This window comes from Microcystis sp. LE19-8.1F (genome assembly GCF_027531715.1).
In the GTDB taxonomy this organism is placed as follows: Bacteria; Cyanobacteriota; Cyanobacteriia; order Cyanobacteriales; family Microcystaceae; genus Microcystis; species Microcystis wesenbergii_A.
This window is the reverse complement of record NZ_JAPZSO010000025.1, coordinates 43798-67882: the sequence shown is the minus strand read 5'-3', so window position 1 is coordinate 67882 and position 24085 is coordinate 43798. Positions and strand designations below refer to the sequence as shown.

Annotated in this window: 25 protein-coding genes, 4 pseudogenes and 1 riboswitch; of the genes and pseudogenes, 14 read left to right on the top strand and 15 right to left on the bottom strand. The window is 43.3% G+C overall.

Annotation, left to right across the window (positions count from 1 at the left end; translation table 11 throughout):
* Nucleotides 1-72 precede the first annotated feature (72 nt).
* The 3 genes from O9334_RS03300 (at nucleotide 73) to arsS (ending at nucleotide 5556) form a co-directional block, all read left to right on the top strand.
* Entirely contained in the window at nucleotides 73-2448 is a 2376-nt protein-coding gene (locus O9334_RS03300; protein WP_287999323.1) for a hybrid sensor histidine kinase/response regulator, read from the top strand.
* A gap of 763 nt (nucleotides 2449-3211) precedes the next feature.
* Nucleotides 3212-3961, top strand: a complete 750-nt coding sequence (locus O9334_RS03295) for a PEP-CTERM sorting domain-containing protein (RefSeq protein ID WP_287999320.1) — start codon at nucleotides 3212-3214, stop codon at nucleotides 3959-3961.
* Nucleotides 3962-4578: 617 nt separating this feature from the next.
* Entirely contained in the window at nucleotides 4579-5556 is a 978-nt protein-coding gene (gene arsS / locus O9334_RS03290; RefSeq protein WP_287999318.1) for an arsenosugar biosynthesis radical SAM (seleno)protein ArsS, read from the top strand.
* Nucleotides 5557-5683: 127 nt separating this feature from the next.
* Here arsS and O9334_RS03285 read toward each other — a convergent pair whose 3' ends face one another.
* Both O9334_RS03285 and O9334_RS03280 read right to left on the bottom strand, forming a co-directional pair.
* Nucleotides 5684-5956, bottom strand: a complete 273-nt coding sequence (locus O9334_RS03285; protein WP_002770501.1) for a DUF3143 domain-containing protein — start codon at nucleotides 5954-5956, stop codon at nucleotides 5684-5686.
* Nucleotides 5957-5961: 5 nt separating this feature from the next.
* The gene (locus O9334_RS03280) at nucleotides 5962-6456 is read right to left on the bottom strand and encodes a J domain-containing protein (RefSeq protein ID WP_045361349.1); all 495 of its coding nucleotides are present in this window, start codon (nucleotides 6454-6456) and stop codon (nucleotides 5962-5964) included.
* Between the two features lie 48 nt (nucleotides 6457-6504).
* Here O9334_RS03280 and O9334_RS03275 point away from each other — a divergent pair, with 48 nt between their 5' ends.
* The 4 genes from O9334_RS03275 (at nucleotide 6505) to O9334_RS03260 (ending at nucleotide 9766) form a co-directional block, all read left to right on the top strand.
* A complete protein-coding gene (locus tag O9334_RS03275) occupies nucleotides 6505-7068 on the top strand; it encodes a thylakoid membrane photosystem I accumulation factor (protein ID WP_287999314.1) in 564 nt (187 codons plus the stop codon).
* A gap of 270 nt (nucleotides 7069-7338) precedes the next feature.
* Nucleotides 7339-8901 (top strand): iron uptake porin, encoded by a 1563-nt coding sequence (locus O9334_RS03270; RefSeq protein WP_045361347.1) that lies wholly within the window; start codon nucleotides 7339-7341, stop codon nucleotides 8899-8901.
* Nucleotides 8902-9081: 180 nt separating this feature from the next.
* Entirely contained in the window at nucleotides 9082-9420 is a 339-nt protein-coding gene (locus tag O9334_RS03265) for a UPF0175 family protein (protein WP_008199858.1), read from the top strand.
* Complete coding sequence (locus O9334_RS03260; RefSeq protein WP_008199856.1) at nucleotides 9413-9766, top strand: type II toxin-antitoxin system RelE/ParE family toxin; 354 nt, start codon at nucleotides 9413-9415, stop codon at nucleotides 9764-9766. The genes O9334_RS03265 and O9334_RS03260 overlap by 8 nt, the downstream gene beginning before the upstream one ends.
* A gap of 119 nt (nucleotides 9767-9885) precedes the next feature.
* Here the strand turns inward: O9334_RS03260 and O9334_RS03255 are convergent, their stop codons facing one another.
* The 5 genes and pseudogenes from O9334_RS03255 to O9334_RS03235 form a co-directional block, all read right to left on the bottom strand.
* Entirely contained in the window at nucleotides 9886-10125 is a 240-nt protein-coding gene (locus O9334_RS03255) for a hypothetical protein (protein WP_287999307.1), read from the bottom strand.
* A gap of 62 nt (nucleotides 10126-10187) precedes the next feature.
* Nucleotides 10188-10364 carry a hypothetical protein gene (locus O9334_RS03250; protein WP_287999304.1) on the bottom strand — a complete coding sequence of 59 codons (177 nt, stop codon included), beginning with the start codon at nucleotides 10362-10364 and terminating at the stop codon, nucleotides 10188-10190.
* 125 nt (nucleotides 10365-10489) lie between these two features.
* Nucleotides 10490-10582 (bottom strand): annotated as a pseudogene (locus O9334_RS03245) (PEP-CTERM sorting domain-containing protein); the annotation flags it as partial.
* A gap of 5 nt (nucleotides 10583-10587) precedes the next feature.
* The gene (locus O9334_RS03240) at nucleotides 10588-10941 is read right to left on the bottom strand and encodes an immunity protein CdiI family protein (RefSeq protein WP_002751842.1); all 354 of its coding nucleotides are present in this window, start codon (nucleotides 10939-10941) and stop codon (nucleotides 10588-10590) included.
* A gap of 5 nt (nucleotides 10942-10946) precedes the next feature.
* The gene (locus O9334_RS03235) at nucleotides 10947-11363 is read right to left on the bottom strand and encodes a hypothetical protein (RefSeq protein WP_287999301.1); all 417 of its coding nucleotides are present in this window, start codon (nucleotides 11361-11363) and stop codon (nucleotides 10947-10949) included.
* 340 nt (nucleotides 11364-11703) lie between these two features.
* Between O9334_RS03235 and O9334_RS03230 the strand changes: the two genes are divergently transcribed.
* Together O9334_RS03230 and O9334_RS03225 are read left to right on the top strand one after the other, a co-directional pair.
* Nucleotides 11704-11949 (top strand): UPF0175 family protein, encoded by a 246-nt coding sequence (locus O9334_RS03230; protein WP_002748168.1) that lies wholly within the window; start codon nucleotides 11704-11706, stop codon nucleotides 11947-11949.
* Entirely contained in the window at nucleotides 11946-12455 is a 510-nt protein-coding gene (locus O9334_RS03225; RefSeq protein WP_008205259.1) for a PIN domain-containing protein, read from the top strand. Before O9334_RS03230 ends, O9334_RS03225 begins: the two co-directional genes overlap by 4 nt.
* A gap of 34 nt (nucleotides 12456-12489) precedes the next feature.
* Here O9334_RS03225 and O9334_RS03220 read toward each other — a convergent pair whose 3' ends face one another.
* On the bottom strand, nucleotides 12490-13227 hold the full coding sequence (locus O9334_RS03220) for a PEP-CTERM sorting domain-containing protein (protein ID WP_045361340.1): 738 nt from the start codon (nucleotides 13225-13227) through the stop codon (nucleotides 12490-12492).
* 203 nt (nucleotides 13228-13430) lie between these two features.
* Here O9334_RS03220 and O9334_RS03215 point away from each other — a divergent pair, with 203 nt between their 5' ends.
* The 4 genes from O9334_RS03215 (at nucleotide 13431) to thiC (ending at nucleotide 18068) form a co-directional block, all read left to right on the top strand.
* On the top strand, nucleotides 13431-13715 hold the full coding sequence (locus O9334_RS03215) for a type II toxin-antitoxin system Phd/YefM family antitoxin (protein WP_012264090.1): 285 nt from the start codon (nucleotides 13431-13433) through the stop codon (nucleotides 13713-13715).
* The gene (locus O9334_RS03210) at nucleotides 13705-14028 is read left to right on the top strand and encodes a Txe/YoeB family addiction module toxin (protein WP_045361339.1); all 324 of its coding nucleotides are present in this window, start codon (nucleotides 13705-13707) and stop codon (nucleotides 14026-14028) included. Before O9334_RS03215 ends, O9334_RS03210 begins: the two co-directional genes overlap by 11 nt.
* 641 nt (nucleotides 14029-14669) lie before the next feature.
* Nucleotides 14670-16091 (top strand): type I glutamate--ammonia ligase, encoded by a 1422-nt coding sequence (gene glnA / locus O9334_RS03205; RefSeq protein WP_012265198.1) that lies wholly within the window; start codon nucleotides 14670-14672, stop codon nucleotides 16089-16091.
* A 489-nt stretch (nucleotides 16092-16580) separates the two neighbouring features.
* A riboswitch (TPP riboswitch) is annotated at nucleotides 16581-16677 on the top strand.
* An 8-nt stretch (nucleotides 16678-16685) separates the two neighbouring features.
* On the top strand, nucleotides 16686-18068 hold the full coding sequence (gene thiC / locus O9334_RS03200; protein ID WP_045361337.1) for a phosphomethylpyrimidine synthase: 1383 nt from the start codon (nucleotides 16686-16688) through the stop codon (nucleotides 18066-18068).
* A gap of 87 nt (nucleotides 18069-18155) precedes the next feature.
* Here the strand turns inward: thiC and O9334_RS03195 are convergent, their stop codons facing one another.
* Nucleotides 18156-18695 carry a phycobiliprotein lyase gene (locus tag O9334_RS03195; protein WP_045361336.1) on the bottom strand — a complete coding sequence of 180 codons (540 nt, stop codon included), beginning with the start codon at nucleotides 18693-18695 and terminating at the stop codon, nucleotides 18156-18158.
* A gap of 379 nt (nucleotides 18696-19074) precedes the next feature.
* Here O9334_RS03195 and O9334_RS03190 point away from each other — a divergent pair, with 379 nt between their 5' ends.
* Nucleotides 19075-19995 carry an NAD(+) kinase gene (locus tag O9334_RS03190; protein ID WP_287999294.1) on the top strand — a complete coding sequence of 307 codons (921 nt, stop codon included), beginning with the start codon at nucleotides 19075-19077 and terminating at the stop codon, nucleotides 19993-19995.
* 527 nt (nucleotides 19996-20522) lie between these two features.
* Here O9334_RS03190 and O9334_RS03185 read toward each other — a convergent pair.
* The 6 genes and pseudogenes from O9334_RS03185 to O9334_RS03160 all read right to left on the bottom strand — a co-directional run.
* A pseudogene (locus tag O9334_RS03185) lies at nucleotides 20523-20981 on the bottom strand (ribonucleotide-diphosphate reductase subunit beta); the annotation flags it as partial.
* 43 nt (nucleotides 20982-21024) lie between these two features.
* The gene (locus O9334_RS03180) at nucleotides 21025-21702 is read right to left on the bottom strand and encodes a GIY-YIG nuclease family protein (RefSeq protein ID WP_045361333.1); all 678 of its coding nucleotides are present in this window, start codon (nucleotides 21700-21702) and stop codon (nucleotides 21025-21027) included.
* Between the two features lie 296 nt (nucleotides 21703-21998).
* Nucleotides 21999-22604: pseudogene (locus O9334_RS03175) on the bottom strand (ribonucleotide-diphosphate reductase subunit beta); the annotation flags it as partial.
* A gap of 53 nt (nucleotides 22605-22657) precedes the next feature.
* Nucleotides 22658-23058: pseudogene (locus tag O9334_RS22775) on the bottom strand (DUF29 domain-containing protein).
* 63 nt (nucleotides 23059-23121) lie between these two features.
* On the bottom strand, nucleotides 23122-23574 hold the full coding sequence (locus O9334_RS03165) for a DUF29 domain-containing protein (protein ID WP_045361331.1): 453 nt from the start codon (nucleotides 23572-23574) through the stop codon (nucleotides 23122-23124).
* Between the two features lie 3 nt (nucleotides 23575-23577).
* Entirely contained in the window at nucleotides 23578-24054 is a 477-nt protein-coding gene (locus O9334_RS03160; protein WP_045361329.1) for a DUF29 domain-containing protein, read from the bottom strand.
* Nucleotides 24055-24085: the final 31 nt, after the last annotated feature.

The window sequence follows — 24085 nt, the reverse complement described above, 5'->3', positions numbered from 1 at the left end:
CTACTAATAGTTTGGCCATCAGTTTGTTAATTATGCCCTAAAGTTACCGCCACCGCCCACCCAATTATCCCCATGCCTAGCGTTACCCTCAGTCTCCATCACTTTAATCAATCCGTCACTACCTGTGAATTAATTATTGACCGGGCCAGTCTTTGCGATTTAATTAATGCGGGCAATCCAGAAGTGATCGTGGTGGTGGATGAGCGGTATTGTCCCCTAGGACTGATTGAGAGTCAAGCCCTGATCGCTTACCTCCTCTATCAACAACAGCACCCCAAAACCAGAAACCCCTCCCCCAACTGTCTGGATCTGAGCGGTTGGCTGCGTCCGATTATCCCTCTTAACTCGCGCATGGCCGTCAGTGAGTTTCTGGCCACCCTGAGGGGAGAAGCGCTCGCCTTAGCCCCTATTTTAGTGGATGCTCAGGGCAAACTGTTAGGACGCTTAGACACGGGCAAACTTCTGCAATTTTGTCTCGGGCGCTCGATTCTCGATGATCCCCCTCCCCAGCCCCGCATCAGCGATCGCAATTTCCCCCCCCGCAGCGATCATCCTCTGGAATTTCTGGAACAATTACCGCTACCGCTGCTGCTCTACAGTCCAGAAGCGGGGATTTTATACCAAAATCAGGCTTGGTGCCAACAAATCGGGGCAGCTTTCCCCGCTAATATCGATAATTCTGCCTTGGCTTTGGTTAATGAACCCTTAACCCTCCCATCCCCCACCCCTCCCCTGTTCCCCCAGCGTCTAGAAACGCTGACATCAGGTTTAGCCAAGACTTGGCGACTGTTGTCCGCGCCGTTAAAATTGACAGGTAATTATCCCTTGATCGAGAAAGTTTCCGAACTGTGGTTACTGTTAGCCACCGATATCACGGAACAACAGCAATATTGTCAGGAATTAGCGGTTAAAAATGCCGATTTAGTCCATTTAAATCGTCTTAAGGATGAATTTCTCGCCTGTGTCAGCCATGAGTTTAAATCGCCCCTCACTGCCGTTATCGGTCTCTCCAGTCTGCTGCGCGAACAAAAAATCGGTGAACTTAACCCCCGACAGTCCAAATATGCCGATTTAATCTATCGCAGCGGTCGCCAGTTGATGGCTCTGGTCAATGATCTCCTCGATTTAACCCGCTTAGAGACAGGACAACTAAAATTAACTTTCACTAGAGTCAAAATCGATCGCCTCTGTCAACGGGTGTACGATATTATCGTCGATAAGTATCCCCAACGTCTAGATATCCCCGGCAGCTATCGTCTTGACATCGAATCCGGGTTAGATTATGCCCTGGCCGATGAAACCCGTTTACAACAGATGTTAGTGCATTTGTTAGATAATGCGGTGAAATTCACCATTGATGGCGGTAATTTGGGCATTAAAGTCAATCGTTGGGAAAATTGGCTGGCTTTTACCGTCTGGGATACGGGAATCGGTATTCCGGAAGAATCCCAGCATCTGATTTTTCAGAAATTCCAACAGCTAGAAAGTCCTTTCACCCGTCAATTTGAGGGTGCGGGTTTAGGTTTAGTCCTCAGCCAAAAATTAGCGCGTTGTCACGGTGGTGATCTATCCTTTGTCTCCAGAGACCGGGAAGGTAGTGAATTTACTTTACTGCTGCCGGTTCATCCCCAAGCAACAGAAGGGGAACAATCGCCTCCCCAGCGTCTGGTGTTGGTGGTGGAAGCTAATCCCCAAATGATCGAACAATTTGTCGATCGGTTGAGTGAATTGGGATTAAAAGCCATTATCGCTCGTAGCGGCACCGAAGCGATCGAAAAAGCCCGTCAGTTAAAACCCCGTTGTGTTTTTCTCAATCCCAATCTACCCCTCTTGTCCGGTTGGGATGTGTTAACGCTGCTCAAATCCCATCCCCAAACCAAAGATCTGAAAGTTATTGTCACCGCCGCCGATTCCGAGCGCAACCGCAGTCAACAGCAAGGGGCCGATAGTTTTCTGGTTCCGCCGATCACCTCGGCCGCCCTGCAAGCTTGCCTGAATCTGACCGTTTCCCCTGTTCCTAGCCGAAAACGGCCCACTGCTCCGACTCTGCTGCGTTTACACGGCCATTATGCCCCCAATTTCTCCGATTTATCTTCCTTTAGCTGGATTTGGAATAATCAATTAGTTCGGGAGAATTATCGTTTTATTGAGGCCGATAGTTGCGAACAGGCGGAACTTTTAGCCACTGTCTGGGAGGTGGACGCTATCTTAATCGATAGTTCGATCGCAGAAGATTTATACTCTTATCTGCAAACCTTGAGCGAGTCGCAAACCCTCGCTAATTTACCCCTAGTCACCCTTGATGTGGCTGTCACCGAGGTGGCCAATCAAATCCCCGGTTTAGCCGTTTTTCCCTGTTTGGCTCCCCCGACGGAAAACCGCATCGAACAGCTATTAAAGGTAATCGAGACTGCTGATCTGGCTTTTTCTCGCCACAAAGAACGGTAAGGGGGAAGTGGGGAAGTGGGGAAGTGGGGAAGTGGGGAGAAGCTTTTTTCTGTGATCATTGGGTGCATCTCACATTTGCAGAAATACCGACAATCAGCAATTATCAGTGAATCTTAAATCATTACAGATATATCAGCAGCTGCCTGTAAGCATCCCACCGAAAAACTAATGCGCTCCAGGGTTTGGGGGCGGCACTTCGACACATTTCGACAGGCTCAATGTCAAGGCTCAATGTCAAGGCTCAGTGGCCGCGCCACGCCTCCAACGGGGGGTTTGGGGGGTTCTACCCCCCAAAAGCTGGGATTGAGTGATAAAATCGGGCATTACTTCCGATTTTAGCCGAGAGTTTCCCCGTAAAAATCCCAACTTGCTAGATTTACAAAAATGAGATGCACCCGTGATCATTGACCCCACTTTCCGCACTTCTTAACATTCAATTGATAACTTTTACTAATATATTGCTGACAACCCTTTGCCAGTAAGGACTATAGCTACAATGATGGATTTTTGTCAAGGTGAAGAATTGTAAATTTTTTTCTCAGAACAAATCAATTATTGAAAATGTTCTTAATAATAGTTTTTACAATGAAGGTTTTTCGTCAAAACATCTTGGGGAATGTAAAAATATATAGAGGTATATGAAGATGTGCGGAATGTCGGTTGACAAATAGGCCATTATGTGTTGACAGATGAGAGATTTACTGTTATCCTCGTGGGAGTAGCCTATACCCCAACCTTAATCTTCCTAACGACTGTCTATAAGATGAAAAAAATACGCACATGCACCATTCCCAGTGCTGCTGCTCTGGCCGTCGCCGCTGGCGCAGGTCTGGCCACTGCACCAGCCCAGGCAGCCGCCGTCATACAATATAACGGTTGTGCAAGCACTAGCTTTTGCACATTCACCGAGCTTACTGGTGGTGGTAGTATCACCATTGATGAGGACGGGGATGGCAAAATTGACAAGAAGTTTGATAAGTGGGCGAGAACTGGAGCTGCGTTGCTACCAAGCGACCTTCAAATATCAGCTTCTGGGGCCCCTTTATCGGCTAAGTTAACATTCTCAACCGCCACCGGATGGAACGTTCCACCTGATCTTTTTAGTAACCAGTTCCTCTTCGATGTTACAGCCGTCAACCCCGACATACAGCTGACTACGTTGACAGCAGCCCTGATCACATCCAGTTCCACTCCTTTTGGAACTTTTCCGAACCCGACTGGAACGAGGGGGATCCAGGTGAATGCTAGTGGAGCAATTATATCTGACGATGTGGGTATTAAAACTTCTCCAAAGACTGTTGCCCTGCCCAACCCAATTACTGACACGATCAACGTAGCAATAACTGGGCTGTTATTAAACCCTGGTGTCTTTCCATCGGCGGGTACTGCCCAACTTAAGTCGTTCAGTCTTACTTTTCCCCAATCTACCAGAGTTCCCGAGCCGGGGACTGTTGCTGGACTTCTTGCTGTTGGTGGCTTAGGTCTGGCGATGAAACGCAGGCAACAAAGATAACTGAGCTTGGTGTCAGGACAACTATGAGGAGAGGCATCATAGGTCTTCGGTTTGAAACACCGTCCTTTCGGGGCGGTTTTGTTTTAAAGTTGGATTGGACACAGCAAGCCTCAAATGGTAAGCTAAGAGATTTTAACCGCCTATCCTTAGATTAGCTGCCCCCCCTTGCCCCCCCTTGCCCCCCCCAACCCCCCCGATGTCGGGGGGGCAGGGGGGGTCTCACAGGTGTAGGTATTTGACAAACCTGTGAAGACAAGACAAGGAGGACAAGGAGGGAAAGGGTGCATCTCATTTTTGTAAATCTACTAATTTGGGATTTTTCAGGGGAAACTTTCTCCTAAAATTGGGCGTTACTTTCGGTTTTATCACTCAATCCCAGCTTTTGGGTAGGGTTGATTCATAGTAGGGTTGATTCATAGTAGGGTTGATTCATAGTAGGGTTGATTCATGAATCAACCCTACCCGTTGGGGGCGTGGCGCGGCCACTGAGATCAGTTATCAGTTATCAGTTATCAGTTATCAGTTATCAGTTATCAGTTATCAGTTATCATTGATTATTGATTATTGATTGGTCACTGTTCACTGTTTACTGATTACTGTTTACTGATTACTCTCCCATGACTCCTTTTGTTGAGAAACTAAAAACTCCTTTAACTAAGCAAAAAATCTCGGTTCTGCAAATTAATTTGGGAAAAAGATGTAACCTTGCTTGTAGCCATTGTCATGTGGAAGCTAGTCCAGTTCGCTCCGAAGAAATGACTCCAGAAGTGTGCGAACAAATTATCGAACTGATCGAAAGATTTCCCCAAATTAAAACCGTCGATCTGACCGGCGGCGCCCCAGAAATGCTCTACGGTTTTAAACCAATTGTGGAAACCTCTAGAAAAGCTGGGAAAGAGGTAATCGTGCGCTCGAATTTAACTATTTATTTCGAGAAAGGATTTACTGATATTCCTGAATATTGCGCTGGCCATCAGCTGCGGGTGGTGGCTTCTTTACCCTGTTATCTTGCCGATAATGTGGATAAAATGCGCGGAGAGGGAGTCTATGATCGATCAATCGCCGCTTTACAATGGTTGAACCGTCTCGGCTACGCTCAAGAGCCGAATTTGATTGTCGATTTAGTCTATAATCCCCAGATTCCTAAGTCAGAGAATTTTTCTCTCACACCGGATCAACTATCCCTAACACGGGATTACAAAAGGTTCTTGCAAGAACATTTTAATATTTCTTTTAACAATCTATTTACTATCACTAACCTACCCGTCGGAAGGACACGCTTCCATCTGGAACACCGGCAACTCTATCAACCCTATCTTCAATTCCTCGAAGACTATTTTAATGGCGATACTATCGAGCATTTGATGTGTCGTAATCAGCTTTCCATTGATTATTTGGGTAATATCTATGACTGCGATTTTAATCAGATGGAGGATCGGGCCGCTTGCACCAGTCAAGGCCAAAAATTAACCCTGCCGGATTTATTACAAGCGGATAGTTTAGATGTAATTGCAGAGGTACAAACCGCTTCCTATTGCTACGGTTGCACTGCTGGCAGCGGTTCCAGTTGTGGAGGAGCTTTGATTTCAAGCTGAACAAGTGTACTGGATTGACAGCGTGTCTTGGAAAATTTAGTACAAATGCTCGGACTAACTCTCCCTGCTGCCAACTCCGGCACTGTCTTAACGAGTAATGTTAGATAGTCAAAAGTTGGACTAATGATTAGGGACCAGAAAAAACCGCCGATTCGATATCTTGGCGACTAAGGGAGTATTTAAAAGCGCGATTGATGTCACTGCCGTCATTGGCTGCCCGAAAGTAACGAACGGTGATTTCTTCGATATCGAGGCAGATTTCCGCTTTCCATGTCGGTTTTTCCACTGTCCAACAGTGAACATTCTCGGTATTTTTCCGGCAACCTAATTTAACTAGCCATGCTTCGATCGCCGGTAAGGGATGATTATAGAGGGGAGTATCAGCAGTGGGAATCTTCATCGCATCTAAATCAAAAATAATTGGGCTACAGTGACAGCATTCTCTCCTCGAAGCATAGCAATAATCACCGCTAGTAACAAGCAGCCGAGCAGGGTGAGTGCCAAGATAAACAAAGCAAAAATTTCTCCCGAAGATAGGGGGCGATCGGTAGGATCGAGATAGGCGCTACGATTAGCTATGGGTTCATCGCTATCGGGGATGGTTTGGATGACATTCCAGCGCGAGTAACCTATCTGTAAATCATACAGGGAACGGCGATCGGGATTACTCAGGGTGGCATAAGCTTCGTTAAGACGCTGGAATTTAACCTTTGCCACTTCGGGGCTGAGTTCGGTAGTATCGGGGTGGTATCGTTTGCTGAGTTCCCGATAGGCGCGTCGCACTTCGATCACCGAGGCCCTCGGATGTAGTCCTAGAATGGCATAATAAGTATCGGCAAAGCGCGAGTTAGCGGCAATGACTCGCGGGGTGGTTTGGGAATTATCGCGCTCGAAGGTCACAAGATTTTTTACACTGAAAATTGTCTTAATATTTTAACCCTGTTGATCATGAAATCTCGTTATCGGCTGCGTCTTCAGATCTGTCTTGTTTTTCTTATTATGGCCCTGACGAGTTGGTCTCCTTGGCTAACCCCTAGCGCCTACGCGGGAATCGATGACGATCGCCTCGATGGTAATATTTTTGTGGTCTATGCGGGTAATGGTTCCCTCGTGCCACCGCGTCTCAATTTAGCGGAAACTTTTCAACGGAAAATTCCGGCTATTATTGTCTATTATCTGGATGATAGTAGTGATTGTAAGCGATTTGCGGCGATTGTCTCCCGTTTTCAAGAGTTTTACGGTCGCGCCGCCAGTATTATCCCCGTTACTGTCGATTCTATCCCCTTAAAGTCTTCCTATCGTGCCGATGAGCCGGGTTACTATTATCGCGGTGGGGTTCCCCAAACGGTGGTTTTAGACCAACAAGGTAAAGTGGTTTATGATGGTTTGGGCAATGTTAAATATGAAGATGTGGATGATGTCTTAAGAAAGGTTTTTGATCTTTTGCCTCGATCGCAATCGCTAGAGTTAAAAAGACGCTCTTTTAACGAGTTTAACGCCGAATTGCGCTAGTTACCTCTTTTTTATCCTCAATTGAACCAAAAATAATCATTTAGAGATGCTGTCAGCAGCGTCTCTATCTTGTTCTTAGGAACAATAAAATTATTTACTTATTGCTTTTATTATCATTTAAGATTTATTTGAACCAATAAATGCTAGGCAATTCAGATTTTATCTGGAGTAACATTTGAAAAATATTTGCAACAGTGCCAGACTGGAAAAAGTTTGCTAACCTGATTATACTGAGAACAATAATCATTCTTGTAGGTGTGGGAACCAGCAATGAAAATCAAGCAAAATTTCCTAACAGCAGCGATATTACTGGGTTTTTCTGGTCCGGTACTGGCTAATAGTCTCGAAAACCTCTCTAGTAACCCCATGGCACAGGTAACAAGTGTCAATCAATTGCGGGATGTTTCTCCCACCGCCTGGGCTTTTGAGGCCTTAAGAAGTCTCGTGGAGAGGTATGGTTGTATAGTAGGTTATCCTGACCGCACTTTTCGCGGTGAACGCGCTTTAACTCGTTGGGAATTTGCCGCGGGGTTGAATGCTTGCTTAAATACCCTAGAAAGATTGATTCAAGAAGGAGTGGCGGTATTAAAAGAAGATCTAGACAGAATCAAGCGATTAGTCAGGGAATTCGAGACAGAATTAGCAGCCCTAGGAGCAAGGGTTGATAACTTAGAAAATCGAGTCGCTTTTCTGGAAAATAATCAATTTTCCACCACCACTAAATTAACTGGGGAAGTGGTGATGGCATTATATGGGGTAGCCACAGGAGAAAAAAACGGTGGTGAAGGGATTCCCCAAGTACCAGCTTTTGGTTATCGGGCCCGTTTAGAATTAAATACTAGCTTCACAGGCAAAGATTTACTCTATACCCGTCTAGCAACGGGAAATATTGCCGATTTAGCCGATACGACGGGAACTTTTGCAAGTACCTTAGCCTTTACTCAACCGGACGGCAATGATTTACTACTAGAAGTTTTAAACTACAGTTTCCCCCTAACGGAAAATATCCAACTCTGGTTAGAAGCGACGGGAGGTGCTAAAGATGACTTTACCAATACCCTCAACTTTTTGGATGGAGATGGTGCTAGTGGGGCGCTTTCCGCTTTTGGTACCCGCAATCCCCTTTATTTTGCCCCCGGACAAACTGGACTCGGTTTACAGGGTAATTATGGGGCTTTCCAATTCAGCGCCGGTTATCTTGCTGGAGATGCTAACGATCCTAACCCGGGCGCGGGTTTATTTAACGGTTCCTATACTGCCCTAGGGCAGCTGGGTTATGTTCCAAACGAGAATTTTGGCATTGCTTTATCCTACTTTCATGGTTATAACCAATTAGATACGGGAACGGGAAGCCAGCGCTCGAATTTCCAATTTTTCACCGAAGAGCTATTCGGGGAGGCTGTCCCGACAATTAATAATAGTTTGGGTTTACAATTTAGTTGGCGAATTGTCGATGGTTTTGTCCTCGGTGGTTGGGGTGGTTACACAAAAGCGAGAACTCTTAGCACTTTAGATGGACAACTAGAACGCGGGGATTTAGATATCTGGAATTGGGCGATAACTTTGGCTTTTCCTGATTTATTTAAGGAAGGAAATACCGCCGGTATTATTGTTGGTATGCAGCCTTGGGTATCTAGTTCTAGTATTAGATTAAATGATGGTAGTGGCACTAATGATCCCGATACTTCCTTTCATATCGAAGGATTTTATGAGTGGAAACTCACCGATAATATTGCCCTTACTCCGGGGGTAATCGTGATTACTTCTCCCAACTCAAATAACAACAATTCCACCTTAGTTATCGGTACTATCCGCACGACTTTTACTTTCTAATTTGTCTAGGCAGCAGGTCAGAAATAAAGATAAAGTATGACGGGATTTGACATCATCTCTCGACAACCGGCTGCTGTTCTGGCGTTTTGCACTCTAAACTAACTGAATTAAGGGGGCATTTATGGTATTTTTAGAAGCAATTTAGCCAACTTTTGTGGTTTACTTTTTAATGGCGATACAATGAAGTTACCACCACTTAATGAAACCTCTATGAGCCTCATCCTTCCCACTGAACTTCTGCAAACAGTCCAAATGACTGAAGCTCAAATGCTCACGGAAATCGCTATCATGCTCTATCAGCAGCAACGTCTTCAATTTGAACAAGCAGCCGAACTAACGGGAATGGCACTCGATGATTTCTACCAATTGCTAGTATCGCGTAATATCCTCACTCCATCCACTGACCCCGACGACGAACCCAAAGAACTGATCCTCACCAGTCTTTGTATTTCTCTTCAGCAAGCTAAAGAAGGCAAAGTACATCCCATCTCTGAACTGTGGGATGGCATAGATGTCTGAAGGAATCCCCTCTATTAAAATCCTTTTCTCTGATGAATTCAAGGACCGACTTCGCACCCTCGCCAAACGCTATCGGAGCATTCGTACTGATATACAACCCCTAATTGATGACCTTCAGATAGGCAAATTCATCGGCGATCGAATCCCAGGGACGGGCTACACTGTCTTTAAAGTTCGCCTCAAAAACAGCGATATTCAAAAGGGCAAAAGTAGCGGCTATCGTGTTATCTATCAACTTAAAGACAATAGTTGTGTTTTGATGCTCCTCATCTATGCCAAATCTGACCAAACAGACATCCCAGCGCAGCAAATTCAAGACATCATTAATAAGTTTGACAATTTTTAGAAGTATTAATAGATGCCAAAAATAAACCCCCTCAAGATTGAATGAAGGGGTATTTATGGTATTTTTAGAGGCAATTTAGCCTACTTTTGTGGTTTCTTTTTCAGTGGATTGAGAGGGTTTTAGTTGGCCATTGATAACAATGCCTCTTCTATTGGCTTTGGTAACTCAATAGGATGAAACCGATTCACAGAAAAAGCGTAATCTTCACCACTTTCATCAATAACCCGAATTAGACTGTTTATTTCCGCTGTCTCATCAGGGATAACGCGGTATATTTTTCCCACCTCTAGTGAAGCTTCGTAGCATTCATTATTGAGACAAACTGCGAACTTATTTGTTGGAGATGACTCTATTTTCATGGTCAATCTAGAAACGGTAGCTTGAGCTTAAATTCTTTTTTGCCGATGCCATGAGCTTCATACTAATGGACTTCAGCTAACCTTACTATACCATTGGCAAGCTGAACTTGGGCTATGCCCTTTAATTTTCTCCATTTACCTTTGCCATACTGTTTTTGCAACCGTTCCCGATTACGAATTCCTGTTCCTGTGGCAATAATCTCGATATTCGTAATATCGCTGATAATCTCAAAGTCCACGATCGATCAAGCAATCTTAAAGAGTGGCCCTTCACTATAGCATCTATTGCCAAAAAAGAGATATAAAAAAACAAAACCCCCTCAAGATTGATTGAAGGGGCATTTATGGTATTTTTAGAAGCAATTTAGCCTACTTTTGTGGTTTCTTTTTCAGTGGATTTAGAGGGTTTTAGTTTGCGCTTGAGGGTTGAGGCTGCGCCGAGAGTGCCGAGGGTGATGATACTCAAACTGTTATTTTTTGTACTGTAGATTTTGTGGTTATTTCCTTAGGATGTCTGAACAATTGACCTTCATTTTGGTAGAAAACTTCATAATCCGGGGCCAGTTCAAGACGTAACTGTTTCCATAAACTAATTCCTTCTTGTTTAAAATCCATTTCAGCTTGCTGATTAGGAAAATCTGATAAAGGTGGATAGTCTTGATTTAAAGTCTTATCGTAAGTATCCTGCCATGCGTTTAAACGCTGAATAGTTTCTTTACTTAATGGCAATTCTTCAGGAGCAATGTTATCAATTTCATCTACTCCCCAAAGTGGGTAACTTCCATAATCTGCCCAAAGTTTGATTCTGATTGCCATAACTATCATTCCTGAATAAGTTTGTTAATTAATCGAGTTGGAGTTGGATTAGCACTCACTAAGTAACCATTATGACTAATTTCTAGAGAAACATACTGAATAATTCCATTGATTTCTACTTGATAAATTATGCGACTTTTTCCTTGTATGCCAATAATTTTTCCCTCACTAATAGCTGTTACAATTAAATCGGGAATTTGTTCTTCAGTAATACCTCTCTGGAGAAAATCTTCTCGATGATTTTCTAGAATATGCAGCAATCCAGAACCTTTGTCACCTGCTTTTCCAGTTTCTAGAAAAACAATTTTCCCGCTAGTATCTTGAGTAATTATGATAATATTTTCTGGGGTATGTTTGATTGCTGCTTTTTTAAGTTCAGCAATCAGGAGTTTTTTCTGATCGTTGTTCGGATTCGACCTCATTGCCGATTATAGCTCAAGATTGCGTAAGTTGATCTAGTTTACTCATCCCTCTGTTATACAATAAAACCCCCTCAAGATTGAATGAAGGGGCATTTATGGTATTTTTAGAGGTAATTTAGCCTACTTTTGTGGTTTCTTTTTTGGTGGATTGGGACGGTTTTAGTTGGCAACTGATAATAAAGCCTCTTCTATTGGCTTTGGTAACTCAATAGCATAAAACCGATTCTTAATGTGTAAAATGTGTAAGAGGAAAAGACGCAAAAAATAAACCCCCTCAACTGACTAAATGAACGGGGTTATGATATTATTCCAATAGGAAGGGATAGATAGGGTTATAGCTATGAGTATTGATATCTCCGATGAAATTCTCAGTGCCACACGCATGACTGAAGCTGAGATGAGGCAGGAAATTGCGGTCATGCTCTTTCAAAAAGAGAAGCTCACCCTTGCTCAAGCGAGTCGATTTGCAGGAATGAATCGTATTGCTTTTCAACACCTACTTGCAAGTCGTCAAATTCCGGTACACTACGATGTCGAAGATTTTGAACAGGATATTAAGAACTTGCGGGAGATGGGAAGATTGTGATTGTTGTCAGTGATACATCCCCTATCAACAATCTTGCCGCCATTAATCAACTTCATCTGCTACAACAACTTTACGAAATAGTTTTTATTCCTGAAGCAGTTTATCGAGAATTAACTGAGCCTGATTTTCCGGTAGCAGGTTCAATAGAAGTCCAAACCTTAGATTGGATTCAAACTCGAACGGTAACTAACCGCACAGTGATTGAAGCTCTTGCAGATGAACTAGATAAGGGAGAAGCTGAGGCTATTGCTTTAGCACTTGAGTTGGGAGCAGATCAAGTTTTGATTGATGAGCGTCGTGGTCGTAGAATTGCTGCTAGACTTAATCTTCGATACACAGGAATTCTGGGCATTTTAGTTGAGGCGAAGAATCGAGGGTTAATCTCTGAGGTGAAACCCCTACTAGACGCTTTGATTGATCAAGCAGGATTTTGGGTGGCTGCACCTTTATACAGCAGTGTTTTACAGATTGTTGATGAAGAAAAAAATAAACCCCCTCAAGATTGAATGAAGGGGTATTTATGGTATTTTTAGAGGCAATTTAGCCTACTTTTGTGGTTTCTTTTTCGGTGGATTGGGAGGGTTTTAGTTTACGCTTCAGGGTTGAAGCTGCGCCGAGAGTGCCGAGAGCGAGGAGGCTGAGGATGGAGGAGGGTTCGGGAACAGAGGTAGAGGTAGTGTTGCCTAAGTTGTAACGAAAAGATGCGCTAGACAAGGCGGTATTAGTATCGCCTGCGCTAGGATAAGCAGGGCTACTGGCAGTGACAAACTCAAAAGGAGTAAAGCCAATATTGCTGACGTTGCCCCCCGCAGGAAGCTGCCCACCTTCACCATAGGCATCGCGACTTTTATTCAGGCCGTATGCAATTACCGAGTAATCGCCCGGTGCTAAATAGATGGCGTTGGTAAGGGATTTAAAGCGAAAGGAACTTTCTAGTGAAGCACCAGTGCCGCTGGCGATATTGACCGAACCGCCATTGATGGCTGAGACATTGGCGTTCGCTGCCCCTGCACCTGAGTTGATTTTAAACAGGGTTACATCATGTGAGTCTACCAAGCCATTCCCGCCCAAGTCGAAAACGCCCAAGTCTATGACAGTGATGCCCGACCCGGTGACGGTAAATTGGCGACCAATGTTGAGAGTGCCAGGGTTAAAGCCCTGAGTTGCGCCAGCACCGCCATAGGACAATATAGCAGCCTGTGCATTCCCAGTTACCGCCAGACTGATAAGTATTGCGCCCCCTCCCACGGAGTTTTTGACAAGTTTTGCCAATGTCATGGCTAAATTCCTCTTAAAAAATGTATTTTGGCTTGAAAAAACTAAAAACAAGCATACACACTCCCCCCCAACTGTATCCTAAGCTACAATTTAATAAATCTTTACATTTTTCTCCCTAACGAGCGACTCAGATTTTGGGGTTTTTGGGGACTTCAAGAGCTTTAAAGTGTACAATAAGGTTGTACAAGTCTCCCCTAAAAATCATGTTAAGCAAAGAAACCACTTACTCTCAGGCGAGAATGAATTTAGCCAGTATCTTAGATCAGGTGTGTGACGAATCGCAAATTATCGTCATTAAGCGTCGCAATCAGAAAAATGTCGCCTTAATTGCTGAAGATGAGCTTTCCAGTTTATTAGAGTGTGTTTATTTATTGCGATCGCCAGAAAATGCCCAACGCTTATTTCGCTCTTTAGCATGGACCCAGACAGAAGATGCAACTCCTCAAACATTAGCTGAATTGAAAGAGGAGTTAGGAATTGAGTCGTAAAAGAGAAAATAAGCCAGATAAACCTAAAAAAAATCCTATTCATGGTTATTTGCCCGTTTTTAGTCCTGATTTCAAAGCAGATCTAGCTTGGTGGTATCGGAACGAACCGAAAAAAGGCGATAAAATTTTAGACTTAGTAGCAGATATTTTGGATGGCGATCCGTTTACAGGATTGGGTAAACCCGAACCTCTTAAGTATATTGCTGCCGACACTTGGTCACGACGGATCGACTTAGAGCATCGTTTGGTTTATAAAGTCACAGGAAATAAGGTTTATTTTTTACAAGCTCGCTATCATTATCAATCAGGCTAAACTCAGACAAACCCATCAAGAACTGTTACAGGAGAAAGGGGACAAAGAACGTAGTAGGTTCCCCCTCGTAGCTTGGGTTGGGCTATCGCTTAACCCAAGACAGAAGGAGGACAGGGAAACAATACACACTCCCCCCTCACAACTGTATCAAAAGCTACAATTTTATAAATCTTTACATTTCTCTCCCTAGCTTAGGGGTTGACAGAGCAGGGAGTCTCAGGTGTTTTCCCCTGTTTTACTGCTTCTCAGGCGAACTATCGTCTTCCGTTAAAATGAGGGCAATTGGAGGAGATTACCATGCCAGCCAAGGACATCTATCATGATTGTGTCAAAATAGCCGGCCCTCTTGGGTTTGGTGGGTAAAATGTGGAACGAACCACAAAGGCACGAAGGACACAAAGATTGACCGCTTCCATATTAAGTTGAACTTATCACACAAAGAATAAGAGAGCCGAGACAGTAGAAGCCGATGGGCAAATCGCCATTGGGAGCCATTACCGACCTGAACAAGAAAATTACAGATTTTTTCAAGCTAGGATCAAAGATTTTGTATCGAAAAATACAAAACTGGACAAAGTGACTGTTTAGGATGGGTTTTTTGAGAAGCTTAAGAACCGATCCATACGTCAAAGGAGTTTTCCATGCCCGAAACGCCACAAGAAGTCTTGAAAATGATTCAGGACAACAATATTAAGATTATTGACCTAAAATTTATTGATATGCCCGGTATCTGGCAACACTGCTCGTTCTACTACGATCAAATCGATGAAAGCTCTTTCAGCGATGGTGTTGCCTTCGATGGTTCCAGTATTCGCGGTTGGAAAGCAATTAACGAATCCGACATGGCCATGGTTCCCGATCCTACCACCGCTTGGATCGATCCCTTCTACAAGGAACCCACCCTAAGCATGATCTGTAGCATCAAAGAACCGAGAACCGGTGAATGGTATAGCCGCGATCCTCGCTCTATTGCCCAGAAAGCGATCGATTATCTTAGCACTACCGGTTTAGGTGATACCGTATATTTTGGACCGGAAGCAGAATTTTTCCTTTTTGATAGCGCTCGTTTTGACCAAACCGCCAACTCCGGCTATTACTACATGGATAGTGTCGAAGGTCGTTGGAATAGCGGTAAAGACGAAAAGGACGGAAATCTTGCCTATAAACCCGCCTACAAACAGGGTTATTTCCCCGTTAGTCCCACCGATACCTCTCAAGACATTCGCACGGAAATGCTCTTAACCATGGCCGACTGCGGAGTTCCCATCGAAAAACATCACCATGAAGTCGCTACTGGTGGTCAAAACGAGCTAGGGATTAAATTCTCTACCCTAGTACGGGCTGCCGACTACTTGATGACCTATAAATACTGCATCAAGAACGTGGCCAAGAAATACGGTAAAACCGTCACCTTTATGCCTAAACCCATCTTTGGCGATAATGGTTCCGGGATGCACGTTCACCAGTCTATCTGGAAAGATGGTCAACCCCTGTTCGCTGGGGATAAATACGCCGGACTCAGCCAAATGGCACTGCACTACATCGGTGGTTTGCTTAGACACGCTCCCGCACTCTTAGCTTTAACTAACCCCACCACCAACTCTTACAAGCGTCTCGTCCCCGGTTTTGAGGCCCCAGTAAACCTGGCCTACTCCCAAGGTAATCGCTCCGCTTCGATTCGGATTCCTTTATCGGGAAGCAACCCGAAAGCTAAACGTTTAGAATTCCGTTGTCCTGATGCGACTTCTAATCCCTACCTCGCTTTTGCAGCTATGCTCTGTGCTGGTATCGATGGGATTAAAAATCAAATTGAACCGGGAGAACCTCTCGATGTGGATATCTATGAACTCAGTCCCGAAGAATTGTCAAAAATACCCTCTACCCCCGGTTCTCTAGAAGCAGCACTAGAAAGTCTCGAAAAAGATCACGCTTTTTTGACCGATTCTGGTGTTTTTACCGAAGACTTTATCCACAACTGGATCACCTACAAACTCGATAACGAAGTTAACCCGATGCGCTTACGTCCCCACCCCTACGAGTTCTCTCTCTACTACGATGTCTAAGGTTTGATTGACTAATCATTAATCCTAGGGTAGGCTTTTTGCCTGCCCCTTTTTTTCGGAATCAGCAAGGGAGTGGGGAAGTGGGAAGTTTTTTGCCGTGAACAGTAAACAGTAAACAGTAATACTAAATCCGTTGAGCATAGGCTACATATCAGGAGAGGCAAGAGGCAGAAGGCAAGAGGCAAAAGGGGGAATAAATAATCAGTTTTTAATAACCGAATTTAGTATAATCAGTGAACTGAAAACTCGGCTCTTCTCGACTTTGTGTGATAATTTTTGCTTATGAAATCGTGAAATGTTTACTGGGAAAGACTTTTAGGACTATTTTGTTAAATAAACTATCAGTATAGACCTCGTTTCCACACAGAAACCAGAAGAGCCAAAACTCACATCTGATAACTGATAACTGATAACTGATAACTGATAACCGCCTAATCAAACAACAATCTTAAGCTTTATCTCCTCAGTCGTCAAGAGTGATACAATTGCCGTCATAGCTAGGGGTGTCTGGGATAATCAGGCTGAGAAAGACCCTTAGAACCTGAGACTGGGTAATTCCAGCGTAGGGAAGCTGTTTACAGAGGAAATAAAATTATGAGACAAGAATGGGTTGCCCCCCGGCGCGGACAAGCAAATGTATCGCAAATGCACTACGCCCGTCAGGGGATAATTACCGAAGAGATGGCCTATGTGGCAAAACGGGAAAATCTCTCTCCCGAATTGATTCGCGGCGAAATTGCCCGGGGAAGACTGATTATTCCCGCTAATATCAATCACCTCAACCTCGAACCCATGGCGATCGGTATTGCTTCTAAGTGTAAAGTTAATGCTAATATCGGGGCTTCCCCTAACTCCTCGAATATTAACGAAGAACTGGAAAAATTACACCTAGCGGTTAAATACGGCGCGGATACGGTGATGGATCTCTCCACTGGTGGCGGTAATTTGGACGAAATTCGCACCGCGATTATCAATGCTTCTCCTGTCCCCATCGGTACTGTACCCATCTATCAAGCGGTGGAAAGCGTTCACGGCAATATTGAAAAGCTCACCCCCGAAGATTTCCTCCACATTATCGAAAAACACGCCCAGCAAGGGGTAGATTACATGACGATTCACGCGGGAATCCTCATCGAACACCTGCCTTTAGTCAAAACTCGTCTGACCGGGATTGTCTCCCGGGGCGGTGGTATTATTGCTAAGTGGATGCTGCACCACCACAAGCAAAATCCTCTCTATACCCATTTCGACGAAATTATCGAGATTTTCAAGCGTTATGACGTTTCTTTTAGTCTCGGTGACTCCCTACGTCCCGGTTGTACCCACGATGCTTCCGATGCGGCCCAATTAGCGGAATTGAAAACCCTCGGCCAACTAACGCGTCGCGCTTGGGAACACGATGTACAGGTGATGGTGGAAGGACCGGGCCATGTTCCCATGGACCAAATTGAGTTTAATGTGAAAAAACAGATGGAGGAGTGTAGCGAAGCACCTTTCTATGTTCTCGGTCCCCTTGTCACCGATATTGCCCCCGGATACGATCATATCACTTCGGCGATCGGGGCGGCTCTGGCGGGTTGGTACGGGACGGCGATGTTATGTTATGTCACCCCGAAAGAACATCTCGGTTTACCCAACGCTGAAGATGTGCGAAATGGCTTAATTGCCTACAAAATAGCGGCTCATGCGGCAGATATCGCCCGTCATCGTCCCGGGGCGCGTGATCGTGACGACGAACTCTCCATAGCTCGTTATAATTTCGATTGGAATCGTCAATTTCAGTTATCTTTGGATCCCGATCGCGCTAAGGAATACCACGATGAGACTTTACCCGCAGATATCTATAAGACTGCGGAGTTTTGTTCGATGTGTGGACCGAAATTCTGTCCCATGCAAACTAAAGTCGATGCCGATGCAATTACGGAATTAGAGAAGTTTCTCGCTAGTCAGAATCAAGACAATTTAACCCCGGTTTAAAGGGGAGTTATGGGAAGGGCTGACTTGATTTCAGCCCTATTTCTAGGATAAAAGTCAAAATTATGGGAATAGCCGCCGATTTTTTGACTAATTGACCCGTTTTTCTAGATATTGACCGATCATCAATTCTTGACCGGCGCGAGAGATAATAGTTTGTCGGGTGCGATATTGTTGACCGATGAGTTTAATTTCTTCTTCAAAGACAGAACCGGCGTATTCTGTTCTCAGACAGAGAGTAGAGGGGTTAGGAAAGGTATAAATAGCGCTAACGGGTTTATCCGTCGCAAATCCCCGATCGCGATAGAGAATATTATCTAAAATACCGAATATAGTGGAACCGTTGGAGGGTTTTTTACTCTGGGGACGGAGATAATTACTTTGCCAAGTCACTTCCGTGCCACCTAATAAAGCTATATCTTCCAGATTATGTAAACGGGCAAGTTGAATTAATGGTTCGCTGCCTTGGGGTAAATATTTAATCTCGATGGCGCTGATAACTTCTTGGGGTTCCGTTTCTTGGGTGAGGGTGTAATAACGTCTCTGGGATTGCCAGCGTCCTTCTGTCTGCTTAAAAAAGGCTAAAGCCGAGGTTTCCAGCGATAATTGGGCGGTTTGAATTAATGTCATAGAAATAAAACCTTTCCTGTTTTTTGGGAGAGCAGATTTGTTATCCTTTGTCAAGAGTTTGCCAGAGAACTGTTACACATCTTAATACAATTATAACCTTGCGGGGAAATTAAGTGGTAGGGCTGTTGAGGGAGATAATTGGGAAAAAGTGACACAGATACAGCAGTTACAGGGAAAAAAGGGGATAAGATTGCTAAAACCTGCGAACTTATCCTAGTTACTTCCATTTACCTCTATCTATCGATTAATTCTGTCAAATTGGCTACAGTGAGGCCGAGGTGATTCCCCCAACCCCCTTTTTTACCTGTTACTTTTCACCCGATCTGCCCAGTCTTGGTATTGTTAAAAATATAGAACCTCCGAACCAGGTCTCAACTCTGTGCAGTTAAAACAAGTCATCATCGCTCACAAGGCCAACCATCCCCAAAGTAAAGCATGGGCGGAAAAATGCGCTAAACAGTTAGAAGCCCGTCAGTGTAAAGTTTTAATGGGACCCAGTGGCTTTAAAGATAATCCCTATCCAGTATTTTTAGCCTCAGCATCGGGAAAAATCGACCTCGCCATCGTTTTAGGCGGAGATGGAACCATTTTAGCCGCCGCTCGCTATTTAGCTCACGAAGACATTCCGATTTTAGCGGTGAATGTCGGCGGCCATCTGGGATTTTTAACGGAACCTTTTGAGATTTTCCAAGATACGGAGACGGTCTGGGAGCGTTTACAATCCGATCACTATGCGGTACAACAACGGATGATGTTAACGGCCAGAATCTATGAAGGGGATAAAAGGAACCCGCAGCCAGTGAGCGAGGCATTTTATGCCCTGAATGAGATGTGTGTGAAACCCGCTAGTATCGATAGGATGCCCACCTCGATCCTCGAAATCGAAGTGGACGGGGAAGTAGTAGATCAGTACCAAGGAGACGGCCTATTAGTGGCTACTCCCACGGGATCCACCTGTTACACCGCTTCCGCTAATGGTCCGATTATACACCCCGGCATGGAAGCGATCGCTGTCACCCCGATTTGTCCCTTGAGTCTCTCCAGTCGGCCGATTGTCATTCCCCCGGCATCTCTGGTCAGTATTTGGCCCCTGGGAGACTACGAATTAAATACTAAACTCTGGATGGATGGTGCTTTAGCCACTTCCATTTGGCCCGGGCAATGGGTGGGAGTTACCAAAGCCGAAAAATTCGCCCAATTTATTATCCTGCGGGAAAGCTATTCTTTTTATCAGACTCTACAGGAAAAATTACAATGGGCCGGGGCGAGAATTCATTATGATGGCAATCGTCATAATTAGGGTCTGCTGAAAAAGTTTTTCGTGGGGGTAGGGTGTGGCCCCCCCTGCCCCCACGACATCGGGGGGGCAGGGGGGGTGTAGGGTTTTACCCATTTTCAGGACGTTCGGCGAGCTCAGTCGAGTGGACGGTGAGGCTTCGACGGTGAGCTCACGCCGAAGTCTCACGCCGAGGTCCGAACCGCTTGTCGAACCGCCGGGGTCAATTACCTAATTTTCAGGGAAAAAGTGCCTAAATTTCCCCCCCGATCACTCCAATGGCTGGCACTTTTTGATTTCAAAAAAGCCTAAAAATATTATCCAACAAGGTTTTTAGATTTATTGAGCAAGCCCTAAGTATATCTTCTAAAATTGGTCATTACTTCCGATTTTATCAGTAAATCTAGGCTTTTGGGGGTAGAACCCCCCAAACCCAGAAGTGCATTTGCTGATTGTCGGTATTTCTGCAAGAGAGGGTCAAAAGTTGTCAAAATATTTGACAAAGTTGCCACTTTATGGTAAGAAATTGGGTTATTCTTGTCCTGTAAATTTTAAATTTCATCCCATCCAGTTAAGCCAGAAGACATAACATAACTGGTAACGGTTGCTTCAAAAAAGTTAGCTTTGGTGTGGCCTTCTTTTTTGGTATCGGAGAAGCGTTCCAGATGGTTATAGGGACTTTTGTTATACTTTTCTTCCCTGTATAAAGGCTCAAGTCCGATCGCTTTCAGCCGAATATTAGCGAGGTATTTAGTGTACTGTTCGGTACTGTATTCGGTAATACCTAAAATGTCGTTGCCAACGATGTGATTTGTCCAGCGACATTCGTGTTTAACGGCACTATCGAACATCTCATAAATCTGTTCAACGGAATGGGAAAAAGTTGCCATGGCTTCGGGAATAAGTTTTTGATACAAACGGACGTGACTTAATTCGTCCCGGTTGATCATTTTGAAAACGTCAGCACTACCAGACATTAACTGTCGAGAAGCGAGATTATAGAAAAAGATGACGCAACTACCCATCCTTTCAGAGTGGGGCTAGAACATACCATTATCTCCTTGAACCTTTTCTTGAATCGATAGAGCGTATTGGATAACTATTATCATCCAAGATTTTTACAGAGTAAGTTCCTGCGTTAATCTTTCTGATAACAGATTCTGATTCCCATCCGAACATTGCGGCTATCTCAGAGAAAGAGATATTTATGTCAGACAGCAGTTCATGAATTAACCTTAACTGATCTATAGAGAGTTTTTTTCGTTTTACAGTGCTGCGTCTGATTGGATAGGTTATTGATGGATCGTACCAAGCTTTTCCGCAATTGATGTCAGATATAGTAGAGGCATCAATATTAAAAAACTCTGCAATAACGGAAAACTTAGTTTTCTCTGTCTTGAGGATTAGCTTTATTTCATTGACTTGTATCAAAGAAATTTTTTCATTCCCACTATACAGACATTCGTTATACCCGCACTCAATAGAGTTAAGCTTGTTTATCCAATAACTTTCTCTTTCCCTTAATCGACAAAGAGTTACTCCAGACTCTAGTATCTGAAAGTAAAATTTTTCAGGATACTTTTTTAACTCTGGGTAAAATCTCAATGATTCGTCTCCAATACTTGATAGCAACAAGTGTTGACCTATCCTTTGTGGAAAATTTCGGGTACACCCAATATATGCTCTTTCGTTTTCAAGGTTCTGCACTTTGTAAATAACGCCAGTCTCCATATCTGTAAAAAAAAATTTTTACATTTATAATTTGACATATTTACCAAGCGGAAGAAGATACTCACCCTCTGTTCGTTGAACCTTCCCCTTTAAAATAGAGGCTTGGCTGCTGATTACCCATTGTTTTTAATAACTGCCTTACGGCTTTTATTAAATCCCTTAAATTTTTTCTGCTCTCGCTCCTTTACGCTTATCTTTTCAGACTTCGCTTTGGTTTAAGGGCTTTAGGGCTTCCCAGCAATTTGGCGAGTTTTAACTAACACCTCACGATGCTAGTGGGCTACATCATTATTTAACCCGTTGTAAAAATACAAACTCTCCAGCAAATAATCGGCGACAAGGGCGATAAAATAGCTTTCAGTAGTTTGTTTATCGATGTATTGCTGGTAGAGAGTAGCAATAAATTCACAGCGATCCCTGAGAACTTTATCGGTACGCCAAAAGTCATAAACTTCACCTCTGCGATCTGGGGGAATAATCGTTTCAATTAAGTATTGATAACTTTGATTGTGCATGGCTTCTTGAGAAATTTGTTCCGCCATACAAAGACTAATTTCTGGCGCAGTGACGCTACCTTTTAGGTGGGGAATATTACAGGTTTGCACGGAATCAAGAAAGGTTAGATAGGACAAAATACCATGATATGCATATCTTTCTTCGTCGGTAAGATGCCCGTATTCAGTCACGTCTTGAGTGATATCTAAGCGTTGCGGGATCCAGAAATTTTCGCGCATTTGTTGATATAAACCCACCGCCCAGGTGTAGCGGACATCGTTTAACTGCATCAGGTTGGTGGTGTTACCAAACCAGATCGAACGGTTTTCGATCGCATCATCTCCCGCCGGATTGAAGATCGGGGAAATGGGCATCGAATGGCAAGAATTAACTAAATGTAAGGACATGATTACTTGGATATTATGGCACTTTTAGGTTATAATAGATTTTTGGTAAAAAGTCAAATGTTTTGATTTTGACTAGGAATAAATTCAAAATCTAGGGCTTCTGCCAAAGTAAATGGGCAATCCTTCGGGAATTTCTCTAGGTTTATCCCTGTTTCAATAGCGGCTTTTTTCTGGCTTTATCATAGCATTTTTTTAAATTTTCTTCTGTTAAAAAAATCTTAAGACTAGGGCTATTTTCTCAATCTTCTTCGATTCTTTCTCGCTGCTCAAAAAGGGTTAATGCCCAGCTTCTGATTTGTTTTTCTGGCTCTTGTAAGTATTTTAGTAAATGCCATAAAATCACAGTTAGATTACTTTTAAGGGCTTTCTGTTGACTTATAGACATAGATTTTATTTCGTCAATTAAATTCTCTAAATCTAAATCATAAAATTGATGATTTTCTAGTAAATATATGGTTTTATCTAACCAGAGATAGTAATCTTTTTCCTATAAGTTATTTTCCATAATTATCCCCCATTATTTTGAGATTTCAGGAAACCAATCCTCATTTAAAGCCTGTTCTATAGTGCAAATTGGAGCTAAACTGACCAAATTTTCAGCCATTCCAGATAAATCCAGAAATAATTTACGCGCATTTTGATAACAGGACGAGAAAATTTCCGATAGATAGGGCTTTAAACTGGGACTGTCTTCAATAATTTGTTGAATTCGTAGGCGAAAGTTACGAATTTCATTTTTCCATCCTCTTTGATTATATTCTAATTCCGACTCCCAGTAAACCAGTTTTAGCAAATGTTCTAATAACCGAGTTAAATAACTCTTTAAACTTTGTCGTTGGCTTTTGCCCATGTCGCTAATTTCCTCGATGAGATTATCTAAATCCAAATCGGAAAATTGATGATTTTCTAGTAAAGATATGGTTTTCTCTATCCAGAGATAGTAATCTTTTTCGTATAAATCACTTTTCATTGCTTAATCCTCTCCGAGAAACTCAGGAAACCAATTTTCATCTAAAATTTGGTCGATTGCTCCAATAGGTGTAGCACTTAAAAGTCTTTTATCGATGCCAGAACCTTCGACAAATAGATGGCAAGCATCCTCATAACATGGCTCAAGAATCTCGGTGAGGTAAGATGCTAAGTTTGTATTATAAGTTCCATCCTTTTTGTTGCTAATAATTCTTTTTATTTGAATGCGAAAATTTAAAATCTCACGTCGCCACTTGTTTTTATTGTAATCGCGCTTAGATTGCCAATAAGTTAATTTAAGTAAATGTTCCAAGAGTTTAGTTAGTAAACTCTCTAACTTCTGACGTTCTCTTCTGGACATATCTTTTATTTCTTCAATTAAATTTTCTAAATCCAACTCAGAAAACTGGCGATTTTCTAGTAAAGATATGGTTTTCTCTAACCAGAGATAGTAATCCTGTTCGTATAAAGTCTTATCCATAGCTGTGATTAGGTGATGAATAAGACTTATC